Annotated in this window: 16 protein-coding genes; 5 read left to right on the top strand and 11 right to left on the bottom strand. The window is 68.0% G+C overall.

All coding sequences use genetic code 11. The annotated features are described in order from the left end of the window. Window positions 1-97 precede the first annotated feature (97 nt). Window positions 98-952 carry a TatD family hydrolase gene (locus tag ACFVJ5_RS26240; protein WP_379223928.1) on the bottom strand — a complete coding sequence of 285 codons (855 nt, stop codon included), beginning with the start codon at window positions 950-952 and terminating at the stop codon, window positions 98-100. A 1-nt stretch (window position 953) separates the two neighbouring features. On the opposite strand from ACFVJ5_RS26240, the gene metG reads away from it, so the two are divergent. Beyond that, on the top strand, window positions 954-2,522 hold the full coding sequence (gene metG / locus ACFVJ5_RS26245) for a methionine--tRNA ligase (RefSeq protein WP_379223930.1): 1,569 nt from the start codon (window positions 954-956) through the stop codon (window positions 2,520-2,522). 137 nt (window positions 2,523-2,659) lie between these two features. On the opposite strand, the gene ACFVJ5_RS26250 is transcribed toward metG, so the two are convergent. After that, window positions 2,660-3,412, bottom strand: coding sequence for an isocitrate lyase/phosphoenolpyruvate mutase family protein (locus tag ACFVJ5_RS26250; protein WP_379223932.1), 753 nt, complete (start codon window positions 3,410-3,412; stop codon window positions 2,660-2,662). A 33-nt stretch (window positions 3,413-3,445) separates the two neighbouring features. Next, window positions 3,446-3,931: a redox-sensitive transcriptional activator SoxR gene (soxR, locus tag ACFVJ5_RS26255; protein WP_101465780.1), complete on the bottom strand. Its 486-nt coding sequence runs from the start codon at window positions 3,929-3,931 to the stop codon at window positions 3,446-3,448. A 164-nt stretch (window positions 3,932-4,095) separates the two neighbouring features. On the opposite strand from soxR, the gene arcA reads away from it, so the two are divergent. Continuing rightward, window positions 4,096-5,337 (top strand): arginine deiminase, encoded by a 1,242-nt coding sequence (gene arcA / locus ACFVJ5_RS26260; protein ID WP_379223934.1) that lies wholly within the window; start codon window positions 4,096-4,098, stop codon window positions 5,335-5,337. A 5-nt stretch (window positions 5,338-5,342) separates the two neighbouring features. Further along, window positions 5,343-5,699, top strand: coding sequence for a GntR family transcriptional regulator (locus ACFVJ5_RS26265; RefSeq protein WP_379223971.1), 357 nt, complete (start codon window positions 5,343-5,345; stop codon window positions 5,697-5,699). Between the two features lie 10 nt (window positions 5,700-5,709). On the opposite strand, the gene ACFVJ5_RS26270 is transcribed toward ACFVJ5_RS26265, so the two are convergent. Beyond that, on the bottom strand, window positions 5,710-7,314 hold the full coding sequence (locus ACFVJ5_RS26270; protein WP_379223936.1) for a dolichyl-phosphate-mannose--protein mannosyltransferase: 1,605 nt from the start codon (window positions 7,312-7,314) through the stop codon (window positions 5,710-5,712). Window positions 7,315-7,491: 177 nt separating this feature from the next. Here ACFVJ5_RS26270 and rsmI point away from each other — a divergent pair, with 177 nt between their 5' ends. Further along, entirely contained in the window at window positions 7,492-8,361 is an 870-nt protein-coding gene (gene rsmI / locus ACFVJ5_RS26275) for a 16S rRNA (cytidine(1402)-2'-O)-methyltransferase (RefSeq protein WP_379223973.1), read from the top strand. 19 nt (window positions 8,362-8,380) lie between these two features. Here the strand turns inward: rsmI and ACFVJ5_RS26280 are convergent, their stop codons facing one another. From ACFVJ5_RS26280 to ACFVJ5_RS26310, 7 genes are all read right to left on the bottom strand, one after another. After that, on the bottom strand, window positions 8,381-9,508 hold the full coding sequence (locus tag ACFVJ5_RS26280) for a glycosyltransferase (protein ID WP_379223938.1): 1,128 nt from the start codon (window positions 9,506-9,508) through the stop codon (window positions 8,381-8,383). 102 nt (window positions 9,509-9,610) lie between these two features. Further along, window positions 9,611-10,579 (bottom strand): GAF domain-containing protein, encoded by a 969-nt coding sequence (locus tag ACFVJ5_RS26285; RefSeq protein WP_379223940.1) that lies wholly within the window; start codon window positions 10,577-10,579, stop codon window positions 9,611-9,613. Between the two features lie 9 nt (window positions 10,580-10,588). Then, window positions 10,589-12,406, bottom strand: a complete 1,818-nt coding sequence (locus tag ACFVJ5_RS26290) for a putative bifunctional diguanylate cyclase/phosphodiesterase (RefSeq protein WP_379223974.1) — start codon at window positions 12,404-12,406, stop codon at window positions 10,589-10,591. Window positions 12,407-12,480: 74 nt separating this feature from the next. Further along, window positions 12,481-14,613, bottom strand: a complete 2,133-nt coding sequence (locus tag ACFVJ5_RS26295) for an Rv1355c family protein (RefSeq protein WP_379223942.1) — start codon at window positions 14,611-14,613, stop codon at window positions 12,481-12,483. After that, window positions 14,610-15,326, bottom strand: coding sequence for a hypothetical protein (locus ACFVJ5_RS26300; RefSeq protein WP_379223943.1), 717 nt, complete (start codon window positions 15,324-15,326; stop codon window positions 14,610-14,612). Before ACFVJ5_RS26300 ends, ACFVJ5_RS26295 begins: the two co-directional genes overlap by 4 nt. A gap of 205 nt (window positions 15,327-15,531) precedes the next feature. Beyond that, window positions 15,532-15,972, bottom strand: a complete 441-nt coding sequence (locus tag ACFVJ5_RS26305; protein WP_379223945.1) for an AraC family transcriptional regulator — start codon at window positions 15,970-15,972, stop codon at window positions 15,532-15,534. After that, window positions 15,969-16,412 carry a GyrI-like domain-containing protein gene (locus ACFVJ5_RS26310; protein ID WP_101465771.1) on the bottom strand — a complete coding sequence of 148 codons (444 nt, stop codon included), beginning with the start codon at window positions 16,410-16,412 and terminating at the stop codon, window positions 15,969-15,971. Before ACFVJ5_RS26310 ends, ACFVJ5_RS26305 begins: the two co-directional genes overlap by 4 nt. 190 nt (window positions 16,413-16,602) lie before the next feature. On the opposite strand from ACFVJ5_RS26310, the gene ACFVJ5_RS26315 reads away from it, so the two are divergent. Continuing rightward, on the top strand, window positions 16,603-18,879 hold the full coding sequence (locus tag ACFVJ5_RS26315; RefSeq protein WP_379223946.1) for a hypothetical protein: 2,277 nt from the start codon (window positions 16,603-16,605) through the stop codon (window positions 18,877-18,879). Window positions 18,880-19,120 lie beyond the last annotated feature (241 nt).

Below are 19,120 nucleotides of genomic sequence, written 5' to 3' on the forward strand. Positions count from 1 at the left end.
TTCGATATAGACAGCGCTGGTAGATAACAACGTGAGCACACGAATGTGAGCCGACTCACGTTTATTGTCCAGCCCCCTGTCGAACAGCCGAAACGGACTACCGAATCCGATACAGCCTGCGCGCGTTGGCGGTGGTGATCTCGGCCAGCGCCTGCGGATCCTGTTCCCGCACTTCGGCCAGCGCGCGGACGGTGTACGGCAGGCAGTACGACTCGTTCGGCGCACCGCGATAGGGGTGCGGCGTCAGATACGGCGCATCGGTTTCCACCAGGATCTGGTCGTCGGGCACCAGCTTGGCGGCCTCGCGCAGTTCGTGCGCGTTCTTGAAACTCACCGTGCCCGAGAAGCTCAGCACGTACCCCTCCGCCACGCACGCCTCGGCCATCGCGGCGTCCGAGGAGAAGCAGTGGAAGATCACCGTGTCGGGCGCGCCCTCGTCGAGCAGAACCGTGAGCAGGTCGTGGTCGGCTTCGCGGTTGTGGATCATCAGCGGTTTGCGCACGCGCTTGGCCAGGTCGATGTGCCAGCGGAAACCCTCGATCTGGGTTTCGATATCGGCGCAGCCGTCGAGCTTGCCCGGCCAGTAGTAGTCGAGGCCGGTCTCACCGACCGCGACCACGCGCGGGTCGGTGGCGAGGTGCTCGAGCTCGGCCTTCGCCTTGTCGTCGAGGGCGTTGGCCCGGGTGGGATGCAACGCGACAGCGGCGTACACCCGCGGATCCCACTGCGCGGCCCGCACGGCCCACTGCGCGGCCGCGAGATCGTCGGCCACGGTCACCACGTGCCCGACACCGGCCGAGGCGGCCCGGTCGACGATGGCCGTGGTCGACGCGGCATCGGTTGCGCCACAGGCATCGAGGTGGGTATGCGCGTCGATCAGGGGCGCGAGCGGCGGCGGAACAGGCGGAGCCGGACGATTCGTATTTGCCACCCGGATTACAGTAATGGGCATCATGAGTGCAGCCGAAGGCGCCGAGGCGCCCGCCTTCTACGTCACGACGGCCATCGCGTACCCCAACGGTGCGCCGCATATCGGCCACGCGTACGAGTACATCTCCACCGACGCGATCGCCCGCTTCAAGCGACTCGACGGTTTCGACGTGTTCTTCATGACCGGCACCGACGAGCACGGTCAGAAGATGCAGCAGACCGCGGCCACCGAAGGCATCGGAGTGCAGGAACTCGCGGCCCGCAACTCCGATGTCTTCGAGGCGATGGACAAGGCGCTCGACATCTCGTTCGACCGCTTCATCCGCACCACCGACGATGACCACCAGGCCGCCTGCGTCGCCATCTGGGAGCGGATGCTCGCCAACGGCGACATCTATCTGGGCAACTACTCCGGCTGGTACTCGGTGCGCGACGAGGCCTTCTACAACGAGGACGAGACCACGCTGCTCGCCGACGGCACCCGCGAGTCCACCGAGACCAAGACCCCGGTCACCTGGACCGAGGAGTCGAACTACTTCTTCAAGCTCTCGGAGTACCAGGACAAACTGCTCGCCCTCTACGAAGAGCGGCCCGAGTTCATCGCGCCCTCGACCCGGCGCAACGAGATCGTCAGCTACGTCAAGGCGGGTCTGAAGGATCTGTCGATCTCGCGCACCACCTTCGACTGGGGCGTTCCGGTCCCCGGCGAGCCCGACCACGTGATGTACGTGTGGGTCGACGCGCTCACCAATTATCTGACGGGCGTGGGCTTTCCGAACACCGACTCCGCGTCGTTCGAGAAGTTCTGGCCGGCGAACCTGCACATTATCGGCAAGGACATCACCCGGTTCCACACGGTGTACTGGCCCGCGTTCCTGATGTCGGCCGGGATCGAACTCCCCGACCGGGTGTTCGTGCACGGGTTCTTGTACAACAAGGGCGAGAAGATGTCGAAGTCGACGGGCAATGTCGTCGACCCGCTCGCGCTGGTGTCCACCTACGGCCTCGACCAGGTGCGGTTCTTCCTGCTGCGCGAGATCTCCTACGGCCAGGACGGCAGCTACAGTAACGACGCCATCGCGGGCCGCATCAACGCCGACCTGGCCAACGAGTTCGGCAACCTGGTCCAGCGCAGCCTGACCATGGTCAACAAGAACTGCGACGCCAAGTCCCCCACGCCGGGCGAATTCACCGACGAGGACCGCGCCCTGCTGGACCGCGCGAACGCGCTACTCGCCAAGTGCCGCACGGAGTTCGACGCGCAGCAGATGCACCTCGCCCTGGAAGCCATCTGGCTCACCCTCGGCGAGACCAACCGCTACTTCTCCGCCAACGCGCCCTGGGCGCTGCGCAAGTCGGGTACCGAGGAAGACCTGGCCCGCATGGCGACGGTCCTCTACGTCACCCTCGAGGTAGTCCGCATCGTCGCCATCCTGGTCCAGCCGGTGATGCCCGGCTCCGCGGCCAAGATCCTGGACCTGCTCGCCCAGGAAGGCCGCACCTTCGCCGACATCACCACTCCCCTGGCCCCCGGTCTCGATCTGCCCGCGCCGGAACCGATCTTCCCGCGCTACATCGAGCCCAAGGAATAGTCGAACGAGCGGTGGCGCACGGCCTTTCGCCGTGCGCCACCGGTTCGGAACCGCCGGGTGTCTCAGGATCGGTTCGTCGCCGCGGACCCGCGCGAACAGTGTTCGCGTCGCCGCGGAGGTCGAGGTATGCCCAGCGGCTATTTCCAAGCAGCCAGCAGGGTGGTCGCTTCGGCGCCCAGCGCGGCCTGAAGGAACGGGCCGAAGCTGATGCGGGCGACGCCGAGGTCGGCGAAGTAGTCCTTGGCCGGGCTACCCGGTTGGCCGATCGCGTTGATCGGCAACGGCAGATCGGTGGTGAGCCGGCGCAGGTCGGCGTCGGCGTGCTTGCCCACCGGGTAGAGAACATCGGCGCCCGCTTCGGCGGCCAGGGTCAGGCGGGCGATGGCACGGTCGAGGCGGTCGGCCTCGTCGCCGTCCTGGCGCAGGAACAGGTCGGTGCGGGCGTTGACCACAACGTGCACGCCCGCCGCGTCGGCGGCTTCGCGCAGGCCGCGGACCAGGTCGGCGTGTTCGGCGGGCGAACGCAGGCGCTTGCCCTCGTTGTGCACGGTGTCCTCGATATTGAGGCCGACGGCACCCGCGGCGAGCAGACCGTCGATCAATTGCAGCGGCTCCAGGCCGTAGCCGGATTCGATGTCGACCGACACCGGAACCTCGACCGAGGCGGTGACCTGGGCGACGCGGGCCAGGAGTTCGTCGAAACTCATCCCCTCACCGTCGGCGCGGCCGATCGAGTCGGCGACCGGGTGGCTGCCCAGGGTCAGGCCCGAAAAACCGGCCGCCACAGCGACATTCGCCGACCACGCGTCCCAGACGGTCGGCAGCACCACCGGATTTCCCGGACGGTGCAGTTCGAGCAGAGTCTTCGCCTTGGCATCCAGAGAAGTCATACCCGCGATGATGCCCGAGGCATCCGACAAGAGCTATACGCAGCCGGATTTCGGCGGGCAGTTCACCTGGACATCGAGCACGCGCGCACCGGGCCCCTCCGCACCGAGCCGGTCGTGTTCGTTGACGAGTTTGCACGAGCCGAGCGACAGGCAGCCGCAGCCGATGCAGCCGGTCAGGTTGTCGCGCAGGCGCACGAGCTGGGTGATGCGATCGTCGAGATCCTCACGCCAGGTGGTCGACAGGTTCTCCCAGTCGCGACGGGTCGGGGTGCGCCCCTCGGGGAGTCGATCCAAGGCCGAGCGAATCTCACTGAGTGGGATACCGACCCGTTGCGAGATACGAATGAAGGCGACCCGGCGCAAGGTTTCGCGAGAATATCGACGTTGATTGCCACTGGTTCGACGGCTCGATATGAGACCTTCGCGTTCGTAGAAGTGCAACGCGGACACTGCAACTCCACTACGATCGGAAAGCTGCCCGGGGGTCAGCTCCTTCGTTTGCCAATCGGCCATCGTCATCTATAGCTCCTCCCACTACCACCTAAACAATACTTCAGGTATTCGTGTCGTGTACGAAAAATGGGCGGAACACGCGCCCGAGCGGCGGACACCGACGAGCAGCCGCGGCCGAACCCAGCGCGTTGCAGCTCGCAGACACGCGGTCCTCGCATTACGGTTTGCAGATGGGAACCGCCCCCGACTCGCGCCTGACCGTCACCTCCGAGGTCGGCCAGCTACGGACGGTGCTGCTGCACCGCCCCGGCGCAGAACTACGCCGACTCACCCCGAGCAACAACGACCAGCTGCTTTTCGACGGCATCCCCTGGGTCGAGCGCGCGCAAGCCGAACACGACGCCTTCGCTACCGTACTGCGCGAGCGCGGCGTAGAGGTGCTGTTACTGGCAGACCTGCTGACCGAAACCCTCAGCGCCAGTGGGGCAGCCAGGATCCAGGGCATTTCGGCTGCGGTCGACGCGCGCAGGCTCGGCCACGGCCTGGCCGACCAACTCGCCGCCGAACTGCGCAAATTCGACGCCCCCGCGCTCGCCGACATCCTGATGGCCGGGATGACCTTCGACGAGCTGCCGTTCGGCCCCGACGCCACCTCGCTGGTGCGGCGCATGCACCATGGCGGCGATTTCGTCGTCGATCCGCTGCCGAATCTGCTGTTCACCCGTGATTCCTCGTTCTGGGTCGGCCCGAAGGTCGCGATCACCTCGCTGGCCCTGCCCGCCCGCAGCCGCGAGACCTCCATCACCGACCTCGTCTACGCGTTCCATCCACGTTTTCTCGGCGTGCGCCGGGCCTACGAGTCGCACACCGCGCCGATCGAGGGCGGCGATGTGCTGCTGCTCGCCAAAGGCGTTGTCGCTGTTGGCGTCGGTGAGCGGACGACGCCCGCGGGCGCGGAAGCGCTGGCGCGCAGCCTGTTCGACGACGAGCTCGCGCACACCGTGCTGGTGGTGCCGATCGCGCAGAACCGGGCCACCATGCATCTCGACACCGTCTGCACCATGGTCGACACCGACGCGGTGGTGATGTATCCAGGCGTGCGGAAGTCGTTGGAGGCGTTCACCATCCGCCGCGAGGACGGCTTCACCGGACGCGGTGACCTCGAGCGCATCAGCATCTCCGGACCCGAACCGTTCCTGCCCGCCGCCGCCGCGGCGATGGGCATCCCGAAGCTGCGCGTGATCGACACCGGCCGCGAGGGACCCGACGCCGAACGCGAACAGTGGGACGACGGCAACAACACCCTCGCCCTCGCGCCCGGTGTGGTCGTGGCCTACGAACGCAACGAGATGACCAACTCGCGCCTGACCGAGGCGGGTATCGAGGTGGTCACCATCAGCGGTTCGGAGCTGGGCTCCGGCCGCGGCGGTCCCCGCTGTATGTCCTGCCCGCTGTCCCGAGACGAGGTGTGAGCATCGTGTTCCACGTCGAGCTGTCCACCGATTCCGCCCAGCCGCCCTACGAACAGCTGCGCATGGCCGTGATCGAACAGGTCCGCGCGGGCACTCTCACCGCGGGCACCAAGATCCCCACGGTCCGCGCGCTGGCCGCCGACCTCGGCATCGCCCCCAACACCGTCGCCCGCGCCTACCGCGAACTGGAAGCCGACGGCGTGCTCGAAACCCGTGGCCGCCAAGGCTCTTTCATCGCCTCCTCCGGCGACCCCACCCGCGACATCGCCAGCCGCGCCGCCGTCGACTACGTGAGCACGATCCGACGGCTCGGACTCGACGACGCCGACGCGATCGCCTTCGTCCACCGCGCCCTGGACTGACCGCCCGGCGCTACCGCCAGCTCGGGAGCCAGAGATGGTCCTGCCAGTTCTGCGGCGTGATCGCCTGACCCGTGAGGATCGGCCACAGCCAGACGAAGTTCGCGATCACCAAGCCCAGATAGATGCTGACGATCAGCAAGCCGAGCGCATACCGCTCGTTCACCGGGGCGGGCAGGTAGGTACCCGTCGGACTGCGCGGTATCCCGGCGGGTCTCGCCGACCCGAGGATGTCGCCGAGCGCCAGCGCCATCCCCATCACCAGGAACGGCGCGAGCACCACCGCGTAGAAGAAGTACATCTGGCGGTCCAGTGTCAGGAACCACGGCAACAGCCCGGCGCCGTACCCCACCAGCACCGCCGCGTAACGCCAGTCGCGGCGCACCACCGAACGCCACACCATCCAGCCGATCAGCGGCAGCGCCAGCCACCACAGCGCGGGCGTGCCGACGGCCATCACCGCCTTCACGCACTGCGCTTCGCCGCACCCGGTGACGGTGCCGTCGGCGTAGTAGTAGAGCATCGGGCGCAGGCCCATCGGCCAGGTCCACGGCTTGGATTCCCACGGATGGTGGTTGCCGGCCGAGTTGGTGAGACTGGAATGGAAGTCGAGGGTCTCGCCCTGGTAGTACCAGAGCGAGCGCAGCGCGTCGGGCACGAACGCGAACGCGCCACCGCTGCCGACCTGATTGCCCACCGCGTACCGGAACACCCCGTTCTCGCTGGCGAACCACGCCCAATACGAGGACAGGTACACCACCAGCGGAATCACCACCAGCGCGTACAGCGCGGGCCCCACGTCGCGCACCATCGCGCCCAGCCACGGCTTGCGCACCCCGTACGCGCGGCGCGCGCTCACGTCGAAGGCCACGCTGAGCAGGCCGAAGAACATGATGTAGTAGATGCCCGACCATTTGGTGCCGCACGCCAGCCCGAGCAGCACGCCCGCGCCGAACCGCCACCAGCGCACGCCCAGCCGCGGACCCCAGTCCGAGACGCCGACCCGGCCGGCCAGATCCGCGCGAGCCATGCGCTCGCGCATGTCGTCGCGGTCGACTATCAGACAGCCGAACGCCGCGGTGACCAGCAGCGACATGAAGATGTCGAGCATGCCGATGCGCGAGGAGACGAAGGTCAGGCTCTCGGCGATGAGCAGCACGCCCGCGAACGCGCCGATCAGCGTCGAGCGGGCCATCCGGCGCACGATCCGCACCACGAGCAGCACCAGGATCGTGCCCGCCAGCGCCGCGGTGCCACGCCAGCCCCACGCGTTGTAGCCGAAGATCGCCTCGCTGAGGGCGATGAACTGTTTGCCGACAGGTGGGTGCACGACCAGGCCGTACGCCGGGTTGTCCTCCACGCCGCCGCCGGTGACCATCTGCCAGGCCTGTGGGGCGTAATGCTTTTCGTCGAAGACGGGAGTGCGCGCGTCGGTCGGATAGTTCAGGTTGGTGAACCGGGTCAGCGCGGCGATAACGGTGAGCACCGCGGTGACCAACCAGCCGCGCGCGGTGTCGAGCGGACCGAAATCGGGGGCCGGGCGCAGCGGCGCGGGACTGACCAACGCCGACACGGGACGCGACGGGGGCATCGCGCGCTCATCGGTCACCGGGATCACGCCCCGATCGTAGGCGGTGCCACCCACGAAGTCCGACCCGACACTTGTGCCCCCTCGTTTCCCCACCTACGCGCCCTCGGGCGCGGTGCCCCCGCCTGACAGAATGAACAGGCGCCATCTACGCACGCGGCTTCCGGGCGACCGAATACCGCCTGGCCGCACTGCTCGCCGCACACGATCGCCTGCGGGGAGAACTTACCGGAGAGGTCGGACAACACTGTGTTGGTCTTAGCGGCAACCCCCATGGGCGACATCGGCGACGCCTCGCAGCGACTGCGCGACGCGCTCGGTTCGGCCGACGTGGTCGCCGCCGAGGACACCCGCCGCACGAAATCGCTCGCGAAGGCGCTCGGCGTCGAGATCACCGGGCGCATCGTCAGCTTCTACGACCACGTGGAAACCGCCCGCATCCCCGCCCTGCTCGACGACATCGCGAGCGGCCTGACGGTCCTGCTGGTCACCGATGCGGGGATGCCGTCGGTGAGCGACCCCGGATACCGGCTGGTCGCCGCCGCCGTCGAACGCGATCTGAAGGTCACCTGCCTGCCCGGCCCCTCCGCGGTCACCACCGCGCTGGCCCTGTCGGGTCTTCCGGTGGAACGCTTCTGTTTCGACGGCTTCGCCCCACGCAAGGGTGGCCAGCGGCGAGAGTGGTTGCGCACCTTGGCCTCCGAACAGCGCGCCATCGTCTTCTTCGAAGCACCCCACCGCCTGGCCGACTGCATGGCCGACGCGGTCACGGTCCTCGGCCCCGACCGTCGCGCCGCGATCTGCCGCGAACTCACCAAAACCTACGAGGAAGTCGTCCGCGGCACCCTCGGCGAACTGGCCGCCTGGTCCGCCGACGGCGCCCGCGGCGAGATCACCGTGGTTCTCGAAGGCTCCCAACCGGTCTCGGCCGAGCCCGCCGAACTGGTCGACGAGGTCGAGACACTGGTCGCAGGCGGCATGCGGCTCAAGGACGCCTGCGCCGAGGTCTCCGCGGGCCGGGGCGCCTCCCGCCGCGAGCTCTACGACGCCGTCCTGGCCGCCCGCTCGGAGAGCTGAGCCCGCACGCCGAGCTGGATCAGCGGCCGAGCACCGCGAGCATCCCCGCGACCGCGCGCGGCCAGCCGAATTCCTCGGCGCGCGAGCGAGCGGCCAGACGGCGGCCGGAGGTGGGCATGGCCAGCACGTCGGTGACGGCTCGGGCGAAAGCGCGGGGGCGGTCCGCGGCGATGGCGCCGCATTCGGCGGTGACGATATCGGCGAGGGCGGACGAACGGCTGGCCACGACCGGGGTGCCCGCGGCCAATGCCTCCAGGGCAGCCAGGCCGAAGGTCTCGTGCGGGCCGGGCGCCAGTGAAACATCCGCGGTGGCAAGGAGCTTAGCCACCATCGCGCGTTCGTTGATGAAGCCGGTGAAATGAACCGCGGGTTCCCCACCGGGCAGGGCGGGCAGAGTGCGGGCGCGACGTTCGAGCGACTCGCGCCGAGGTCCGTCGCCTGCGACGACCAGCCGGGCGGGGACGCCGGCGCGATGCAGGGCGCCGACCGCTTCGATACTGCGGTCGACGCGCTTCTCCACCGACAGCCGACCGCAGTGCACCAGCATCGGATGCCCGGCGACGCCGAGATCGGCGCGCAGGCCGAGGTCACGGCGACGTGGACTGAACAGGTCGAGGTCTACCCCGAGCGGTACCAGTTCCACGTTCGGCGCACCGATCCGCAGGAATTCCTCGCGCGCGAAATCGGTGGTGCACACGACCATGTCGTAGTCGGCGGCCGTGCGCCGGTTGGCCACGTCGGCGCAGCGGCGCGCGGCGGGTCCGGGCAGGAACTGGCCGAGCAGCCGGTCGAGGCGCTCGTGCGAGATCATCACGCTCGCCACCCCGCGCCGCCCCGCCCACCGGCCGAAACCGCGCAGCGTGAGCCGGTCCGACACCTCGAGCACGTCCGGCGACAACCCGGACAGCACATCGGCCACCCGCCGCGGATCCGCCGCGCGATACCCGCCGGTCCACGGAATGCCCAATGCGGGCAAGGTAATTCGCAACGCACCCGTGGGCAGAACCTCTTCCGAACGCCGCGACCCCGGCACGATCAGCACCACTTCGTGCCCCGCGGCCACATAGCCCTCACCGAGGTGGTGCAGGGCAGTGCGCAACCCACCCGATCGCGGGCCATAGAAATTGGCAAGCTGCACGATGCGCACACGCCGATCGTCGCGCCGCGCGGGTTACCTCCGGGTCCTGCCCGAGGAACGGGAGGTGAACAGCGTCGAAAGATGCGGCTCAGTGCTCGACGGGCGAGACCGTCACCCGGCCGACCACACCCGCAGCAGCCCGTGCCCCGTACTCATGGCCACCAGTTGGGCCTGCGCGGTGACCCACTCCCCGGCTGCGAACCGCACCCGCAGCGCCAGTCGCCGACCGGTGCCCGGGGTACGGGCCAGGTCGTGGCAGGCGCCCCGCAACGCGGCGAGATCATCGGGATCGATGACAGGTCGCTCCACCAGCCAGCGATCCAGCGGCGGCAGCGGCGGGCCGGCCCATTCGTAGATCAGGGCGCTGGTCAGCTCGATGATCCCGACGCCGACACCGCTGCTCTGCGAAACGGCGCGCAACATGGCCGCGTCGGGATCGGCGGCGGGCTGGGCCGTGTCGAGCTCGGGAATCGCGTGCATCAGCGCGCTGATCCGGCGTTGCGCGGGCACCGCCCTGGTGATCATCTGGAAGTGGCGGACCTCGTCGTCGTCGCCTGCCATGTCGACCTCGCCCTGCCACTGTCCACCGTCGTCGATGCGCGCGACCATCGCGAAGTAGTCGATCCGCCCGTCGAAGCGCGCCATCCGGCCGAACGCCTCGGGCGGTGTGCGGATCACCCTTACCTGCTCGGGGTCCCTGGCGAAGACGAGTTCCTCCAGACCCGGTCCGTGATGGGCGAGCTCGGTATCGGCATCCCAGTCCCAGGCGGCGACCCGGCGCGGTGGCGGGATCGGGGCATCGACGGCTCCGGCCCACAGCCGCACCCCGTGGACGCCGCCGTACGCGCACGGCACCGGCTCGGTCACGACCAGCGTGTCCGCCTCGACCACGCGCTGCGCTTGCCCCTGCGCGTGGCACCGCCGCACCGCCTCCGTCGCGATCCGTGCGCGGGACGGTCCGAGCACGCGACGCAGCGAGCCGAGCCCGGACCAGTGCCTCGGGTGCGCGCCCGCGGCGACCACCGTCGGCTCATTACCGGAGATGAGGGTCTCCACCAGGAGCCAATCGTCGGACGGCATCGCCGCGATTCAGCTCGACGCCACGCCGCGGCCCGCGCGCGGCAGGTCGAGGTCGAGCGGGATACGTCCTTCGCGCAGGTGCGCCTCGACTTCCTCACCCGGCATCGGCCTGGCGATGAGGAACCCCTGCGCGCGGTAGCAGCCGAGACCGACCAGCGTTCTGGCCGCCATCGGCGTCTCCACACCCTCGCCCACCACGCCGAGGCCGAACGATCCGGCCAGCCCGATGATCGACTTCACGATCGCCAGGTCGTCGTCGCTGTCACCGAGCCGCTGCACGAAACCGCGGTCGATCTTCACGGCGTCGACGGGCAGCGCCTTGAGATGGGAGAGCGAGCTGTAGCCGGTACCGAAATCGTCGATGGCGATCTGCACGCCCATCCGTTTCAGGCCGCGCAGGGTGAGCCTGGTTCGCACCAGGTCCTGCACGACGACGTGCTCGGTGATCTCCAGGCAGACCGAGCTGCCGTCGATGCCGTACAGGCGGAGGATGTCCTCGATGCGCTCGACGAAATCGGCGCTCACCAGCTGGACCGGCGACACATTGATCCGGATCACCACATTGGCGGCCAGCCCGCGGCGGCGCCAGTCGGCGAATTGCGAACAGGCCGAACGGATAACCCACCGGCCGAGCTCACCGGCCAGGTTGGTGGCCTCGGCGACGGCGACGAACGCGCCGGGCGGCAGGAGTCCGCGCGTGGGGTGCTGCCAGCGCACCAGCGCTTCCAGCGCCACGATGCGTCCGGTGCGCAGGTCCACCTCGGGCTGATAGTGCAGCACCATCGACCCGTCGGACACCGCGCTGCGCAGGTTGACCTCGACGTCGTCCTGTAACTCGAACTGGACCCGCATGGCGTCGGTGAACACCGCGATCCCGTTGCCACCACCGGATTTCGCCGAGAGCAACGCGTGGTCGGCACGGCGCAGCACGTCCGACACCGTCGTCTCGCCGGGCACACCGAGCGCCACGCCGACACTGACCCCGCGGCTCACCGACTCCTGCCCGACCGAGACCCGGCGCCCGACCAGCTCCTGGATCCGGTTCGCCTCCAGTTCGGCGGCCACGGCGTCCATCGTCTTGGCGGGCACGATGACGAACTCGTCGCCGCCGAGGCGCGCGATCATGTCCTCGGGGGCGAAGTTCTTGCGCAACCTGGCCGCGAGCGTGCGGATGAAATTGTCGCCCGCGTTGTGACCGAGGAAGTCGTTGAGCGCTTTGAGTCGATCGAGATCGAGGAAGAAGGTCGCGACCGGACCCTCGTTCCCCGGCGCGAGCCGTTCCTCCATGTGTTCGAGCAGCGCGCGCCGATTCGCCAGGCCGGTGAGATCGTCGTGCGAGGCGATGTAGCGCAGCCGGTCCTCGGCCTCCACCCTGGCCTGTAACTGCGCGAACAAGGCCGCGATCGCCTTGAGCACATTGACCTCGCGGGTGGTCCACGCCCGGTCACCGCGCCGGACGAAGCCGAGCGCCCCGGTGGACACCCCGCGTGAGACCAGGGGGACGCACGCGGTCACCATCGAGGGCATGCCGGTGGTCTGCCGGATCATCTCCTGGTAGTCGGGGTATTCGTCGCCGCGACTGACGATGATCGGCTCGACGGCGTTCTCGCTGGCCAGGAACAGCGAATCGGCCTCGGCGAAGTCGATGACGCGTAACGGGTCGGGGTCGGGCACGTACGGCCGACGCGGCCACTCGGCGATCAACACGGTCTGGCGCTGCTCGCGCACGGTGTGGCGCAGATAGGCGAACTCGACGTCGAAATAGTCCACCAGGCTCGCGAGCACGCGCTCGCTGGCCTCGACCATGATCGTGGCGTCGACGCCCATCAACTCCGAGGCGACCTGCGTCACCAACGAGTCGAGGTTTCGCCGAGGCACCGTTTCTCCGATCGTGCTATCTGTCAGTTCCCTGAACCGAGTACCGGGAGCCTGGCGCTCCGTACTGTCGGGGCGGGCGCATAGCTCAGTCGCAATACTGCCGTGACCGTCTCGTGCCCGGGAATTCCCATCAGTGCGGAGAACCGTTTGTGGATCGAGGCCAGTGTATCTGTGAATCCTGCGGATACGTTGCGCAAATCGTTGTCGTCACGGACGTAGAGGAAAACCGGGGACATCGGCTGGACCGCCAGGCCCAGCTTCTGCGCGGCAATCCACACGCGCTCGACGGCAGAACCGCCGCGCACATAATCGGTCAGATCGGCGCCGGCGCCGACTGGACAGGTGACCGCGATCAGCGCGGAACCGGACGAAATCCGCTGGTGCGCGTACTCGCCCAGCGCCGCGCCGCCGGACCAGTCCCGCAGGTAGGCCATCACATCGGCGCGGCCGCCGATGGCCAGTTTGGCGTACTCGTCGGAGGCCAGCTCCATGGTTCGCAGGTCGAGCCCGGTCCGTAAATCGTCAGCGGGCCAGCGCAATTCACCGAACATCTCCGCGTGCAGCCGGGGCGTCAGGTAGCGGACACGGTCGGATTCGGCGAGGAGTTCCGCGACCTCGCCGAGCCCGGCGCGATCGGTGACCCCGCGCACGAACGCACCCTCCGCCGCAGCCGAAACAGCCAGTGCGTCAAGCACTCCCGGTGCGAGCGGACGGCCGTCGCCGAGGTGCCGGTTGGTGGCGCGGGTGAGCGTTCCCGGGTAATCGGCGGCCAGTTCCGGGTCGGCACGCGCACCGAGGTGCAGCACGGCCGACACGGGAGCCGTACCGCCGAGCACGATCTCGTGCGTCCCCAGCAAACCCTGAGCTGCGGCGGCGACGCGGGCGTTGTAGAGGGCGGCGCCGAGAGCCACCGCGCTACCGCGGAATCCGATATCCATCCCGGAAGTACGCGCCGGGTCGACGGCGAGGTGCACGGCGGAACCGTCGACGCGCACCACCCACGGCTGCGCGTTGCCGCCCGACGGCGCGCGTTCGATGCTGTGCAGGATGCGGGCCATCGACGTGTGCGGCTCGTCGAGCTCGTCGAGCGGCGCGGCGTCGGCCGTGAATCTCCGGTCACCTCGATCGGGCTCACCGAGGCTGTCGAGCTCGCGCTCGAGATCGACGCGAATTCGACCGGACGGCAGCGCCTGATCGAGGCCGATCCGGCGCACCGCCGTGGCGATGATGGCCGCGCCGAGCCCGACGTCGCTGCCCAGCTGGGGCCACGTGGTGACCGTCTCGTCGATTTCGGTGAGGCTGGCGGCGAGCCGGGCCGAGAGCTGATCCGGGTCGAGGATCCGCATCACGTGCGGGGCCTTGTCCCGGTTCGACAGTCCGCGCAGGTCCGATCTCGTCGTCTCGCCGAGCAGGCCGTGGAACGGTGGCCGATCGGGTTCGAGATCGAATCGCTCGACATCGAACAGACCTCGATCATTGGTCTCCATCAGCACCGGGATGCGGTGCCGCCTGGCCGCCTCGCGGGCGGCGAGCTTCACGTCGAGGGAATCGCAGACCTCGACCACCACCGACAGCCCGGTCAGGAATTCGTCCATCGAGGACTCGTCGACACCCGCCGGGAAGATCTCGACGGGCAGATACGGGTCGAGTTCGGCGATCCGCCGGCCGGTGACCACGCACTTGTTGAGCCCGATGTCGAACAACCCACCGGGAATCCGATTCAGATTCGACAGCTCGACGGTGTCGAAGTCGGCGATCCGCAGCAGACCGCAGGCGCCCTCCAGCGCGGCGACGTAGGCGATCTCGTGCCCCGCGCTCTGCCCGATGACGCCGACCGACTGCCCGCGCAGCTGCCGTTGCTCGACGATGGTCAGCTTGTTCCGGTTGCGGTCCTGCCGAACAGCGCGAAACGCGGCGGCGCCGACGATGGCGACCAGCGCGCGGCGCCACGGGTAGTACACCCAGCGATCATCGGCCGGGTCAGCGTCGAGCGCGGCTTTGAGCCGGGCCAGTTCCGATCGCATCGCGGGACGCAGATCGCTCACCGAGATACCGGGAAGCTCGCGCAGGCGTGCCAGCTCGGCGGCATCGGCGGGGACCGCGTCGTCGAGCACCGAGGCTCGAAAGACGTCGGTGGGGGCGAGATCCCGGATCATAAGCGTCGCGCTTCGAGCAGTTGCGCGCGCTCGACGGCGATCAGATCGCGCTGTGCCGGTGTCGCCGCCGACAGATCGGACAGATCCCACCACACCGGCACCGTGGTGTACCGCTCGTCCGGGTAGGACACGGCGGGAATGCCGGGATCCTGGCGCGCCCCACTCGATCGGTAGGACTCGAGCTGGTGCAGGGGGCTGACGCCGAACCCGTACCGCACGTCGAGCAGCCAGGTGACGTGGACGACGCCGCGGGCCACCAACGCGCCGAGTTCCGGCCTGCGCGGGACCGACCGTATCGACCACCCGCCCTTGGATTCGACGACTCCGTGCGGCACCTTGGCTTCGACGGAGGCACGCAACGCGGCCTCGCCCGCGGTGCCGAGCCAGGGGTGGAATCCGGGAATATCGTCAGCGGTCGCGTGCGGCCCGTGCGCGCGCAGTCCGGCCACCACCGACCCGTCAGGATCGATCGCGACGAGGAACAGCGACGTCGAACGGCCGTCGGCGAGGGTCTCGACATCGAGCGCGTCCTGAACTCCGTAGTGCCGGTAACCATTCAGCGCACCCTCGAGATACCGATCCCACAGCGCAGGATCTTCCTCTGGTGAACAGATGCGGACCTGACATCCGGAGCTGCTGTCGAGGTACCGCAACCCGCCCGCATTCGCACCGACCACCCGGTGATCCGAGCCGGTGTGAGCCGACACCCTCATACAACTCCGTACCTACACCCACGTCGGCTTTGTCCGACCAGCCAAAGATTTCCTACGCAGTATCCGTCATTCCGCAGGAATGCACCATACGAGTGGCTAATTTTCCGGTAACCTTCTGAGCCAGTTGAAATAACCCCAGGTCAGAACGGGTGAATGCGCGAGAGGCGATCGAGTCCAGACCGATCGGTTCGAATTCGGCTAACTTTCAGCTATCAACTGTGATCGAAACGAACAGTTCCACCGTGTCGGGACCATGCCACACTTCGATCTCCTCGCGGTAGGCGCGGGAGATCTCGGCCGACGCCGTCGCGTCGTCGACCTGCGCCCAGACGTCTTCCACCGGGTCGTGATAGTCGCCATTGGGCGCGAAACGGGCGTAGATGCCCTTGGGGACACGCAGCATGAGATCGCCGACCGGCACGTCGTCCGGAGCCGCGTATTCGCGTGCTACCAGCGCGTTCCAGTTGCCCGCCGGGTCGGGCACGTAGACCGTGTGCAGCGGTTCGCTGCCGCCGGGGCGGTCGCGCAGCCGGTCCTTGAGGAACTCGATCAGGTCGCTGTTGCTCACCTTGAAGCTCGGGTGCACCTTCGGTACCGCCAGGCCGCCGTACAGCGCCGCGCCACGGACCACGATCGAATAGGTCATCGCGGGTCGACCGCCAGGTACAGGTCGATCTTGTAGGCGTGCGGATAGCACTCGAAATCGCCGGTGAAAGTGCGTTTGATCTGGTTGTGCTCTTCGGCGTAGGCGATCTGGGTCCACAGATCCGTCATCACCTGCGGGAAATTACCGACCGAGGAGAAGCGCGCGTAGGTGCCGCGCGGCAACCGAGCCGCCAGATGTCCACGAGTGACCTGATCGAGCGACTCGCACTGATACCCCACGATCTGGGTGTTGTATGTGCTCAGCTCACCGGTGTAGTCGGTATAGGCGCTGGCGAGTGGCCCGCCGAGATCCTGATGCAGAACCGCCGACCATGCCGCTTCGAGGTCACGGTCGCGTAGCTCACCGAGTGCGCGTTTGGGACTGCGAACCGGGAGACCGGCCACCCAGGTCTCGTCCCGCTCGACGATTTCGAACTGCAATTGATGACTCTCTCGAAGGGTCCTGCTCGGGTTGCGCCATGCTATCAAACCCCACCCTAACCATATCTGAGCTGGACAAACGTCCACCACTTCCGCACGGACACCCGGCGCTATTGTTCGATTCATCTCTATGCTCTAAGCTCCCGCGCTCGTGTGGGTACGCGCGGAGCTCGAACCGCGAAAACAAGTCGTGCGGTGGGCCGGGGTCGTCATCGCCGCGGTCCTCATCGGATATCTCGCTGTGTTGCTGGGGGATTCGCGACACTTCTACACCGACGACACCGAGGCGCAATACGTGCCGATGTGGCAGTTGCTCGGTAGCGAATTGCGGGCCGGGCGGTTCCCGGCGATGGTGCCGTGGGAATGGATGGCGGGCAACTACAGCCTCGAGGAAGCCGGGCTCTACAACCCCGCGCAGTTGCTGGTGTACCTGCTGGCGCCCTCGTTCGACAATCTCGCGCTGTACGCGACCGCCGTGAAGTTCGTGTTCTCCGCGATCGCCGCACTCGGCGTCTTCCGCATCTGCCTGGCCTACGGCGCCCGCGCGCCGTGGGCCGCGGTCGCGGGCGTGGCGTTTCCGTTCAGCGGATGGTTCCTGTTCTTCGACGAGGCCAGCTGGTTCACCTCGCAGACCGGCACCGCCTGGCTGGTGCACGCCTGGGCCTCCGCTGTCCTCTACGCGCGCGGCCGTACCGGGCCGATCCCGCTGTTCGTGTTCCTGTACCTGGCGCTGACCATCCAATACGCCTTTCCCGCAGTCGAATCCGGCTTGATGATCGCCACCGTCGCCGCGGGCGAATACCTGTACCAGCGCAAGTGGGCGCCGGTCGTGCGACTGCTCACCGCGTCCGGGCTCGCGGTGCTCGCGTCCATGATCGCCAACCTGCCGATCCTGCTGTCCTCGCAGGCCACCTGGCGCGGTGACGTCTCGACCATCCACAACGACCCGTTCCTGACCGTCCCCTGGTCGGAATCACTCAACGCGAGCCTGCCCAGCACCGTCCCCGCGTTCACCGCGTGGTGGGGCCATGTGCAGCCGCTACCGATGGTCTACATCGCCTGGTTCGTGATTCCCGCGCTCGCCTTCATCGATTGGAAGGCCGCCGCGCGCCATGCCGCCTCGTGGAGCGGCATCGCGCTGTTCGCGGTGGCGACCCTGATGTGGACGGCGGGGCCGGGTGCGATCGGTCCGCTCCGGTGGCCGGCGCGAGTGTTGCCGATGCTCGCGATCGCACTGCTGGTGCTGGTGTGCGTGCTGATCAGCCGCTACGGGGATTTCACCGCGTCACGGCGACGGTACGCGGCGGCGGGTGCGCTGATCGCCCTGTTGTTCATCCGATCGTTCTCCGCCGCACCGAAACTCGTCGAACGCCACGCCCTCGCCGTGTTCGTGGTGGTCGGACTCGGGGCCGGGGTGGTGTGGCTCGCGCGCACACGCGGGATCGCCGCCGCGGCCGCGCTCACCATCGCCGCGACCTTCCCGATCGCGTTCGTCCAGGTGGCGTCCGCGCCGCGAACCCCGATGTCGTACGGATTCGCCGAACAGCGCTCGGACATGACCGCCGCGTTCCCCGATTTCGGCGGTCGCACACTGCAATTGGCGGACCGGATCATGGTGCGCGACGAAGAGCGCACGCTCGCAGGCACTTACGGCTCCATCGCGCTGGGCAGCTACGCCAAGAACCTCGGACTGCAGTACGTGAACGGGTACACGCCCGTCGGGCACGCCGCCTTCGCAGGCTTGCTGTGCATGGCATGGGACGGCGGCACCTGCCCCGACGCGTACAAGCGAGTCTTCGCCGTCGAACCGTCGACCGACACCCCGATCGTCGATCTGATGCGCCTGGATCGCATCGTCCTGCAACGCAGTCAGTATCCCCACGCAGGAAACGACCCCGCCCCCGCAGGCTGGAAGTTCGTCCACTACCCCGGTCACGAACACCAGATCTGGGTCCTCGAACGAGTCAACCCCCTCCCCTCCCCAGGCGACCTGATCGCCCACGAATCCGGCGTCCACGCCACCGTCATGCCCGAAGCAGGCCTCACCAACCGAGCCACCGTCTCCTCCGGCACCGGCGGCCGAATCGTGCTGTCCCGCCTGGCCTGGCCCGGCTACACAGCCACCCTCGGCAACAGCGAGATCCCCATCCGAGCAGTAGCGGGCACCTTCGTAGCGGTAGACATCCCACCCGGCACCCACAACGCCACCCTCACCGTCACCTGGCGCCCACCCGGCCTCCCCGTCAGCCTCACCACAGCCCTACTGGCCCTGATCGGTATCACGTTGCTGCAGTGGTGGTTCCGCAGAACCCGCCAGAACACCCCACCCGAAACCCCCGAACCCGAACCCGAAACCTCGACCCACCCCCCAACCCCCCAACTGGTCACCGTGCTACACACCCCACCGAACTCACCCCCCACACTCCCGACCACACCACACGAACCGGCCAGTCCCCGCCTTCAATAACCACACCGCACACACCCAGCCTGTCCCCCTCTTCCACAACCCACCGCACACACCCAGCCTGTTCCCGTCTTCCACAACCCACCGGGCGCACACCCAGCCTGTCCCCGCCTGCAATAACCACACCGCACACACCCAGCCTGTCCCCCTCTTCCACAACCCACCCAACCCACCCACCGCACTCCCGACCCCTAGGGAGGGACGGCCACGAAGTGGCCGGTCCGCGGCCGGGCCGCCGGTTAGG

Origin of the sequence: Nocardia sp. NPDC127606 (assembly GCF_042671725.1) — a bacterium.
Lineage (GTDB): Bacteria > Actinomycetota > Actinomycetes > Mycobacteriales > Mycobacteriaceae > Nocardia.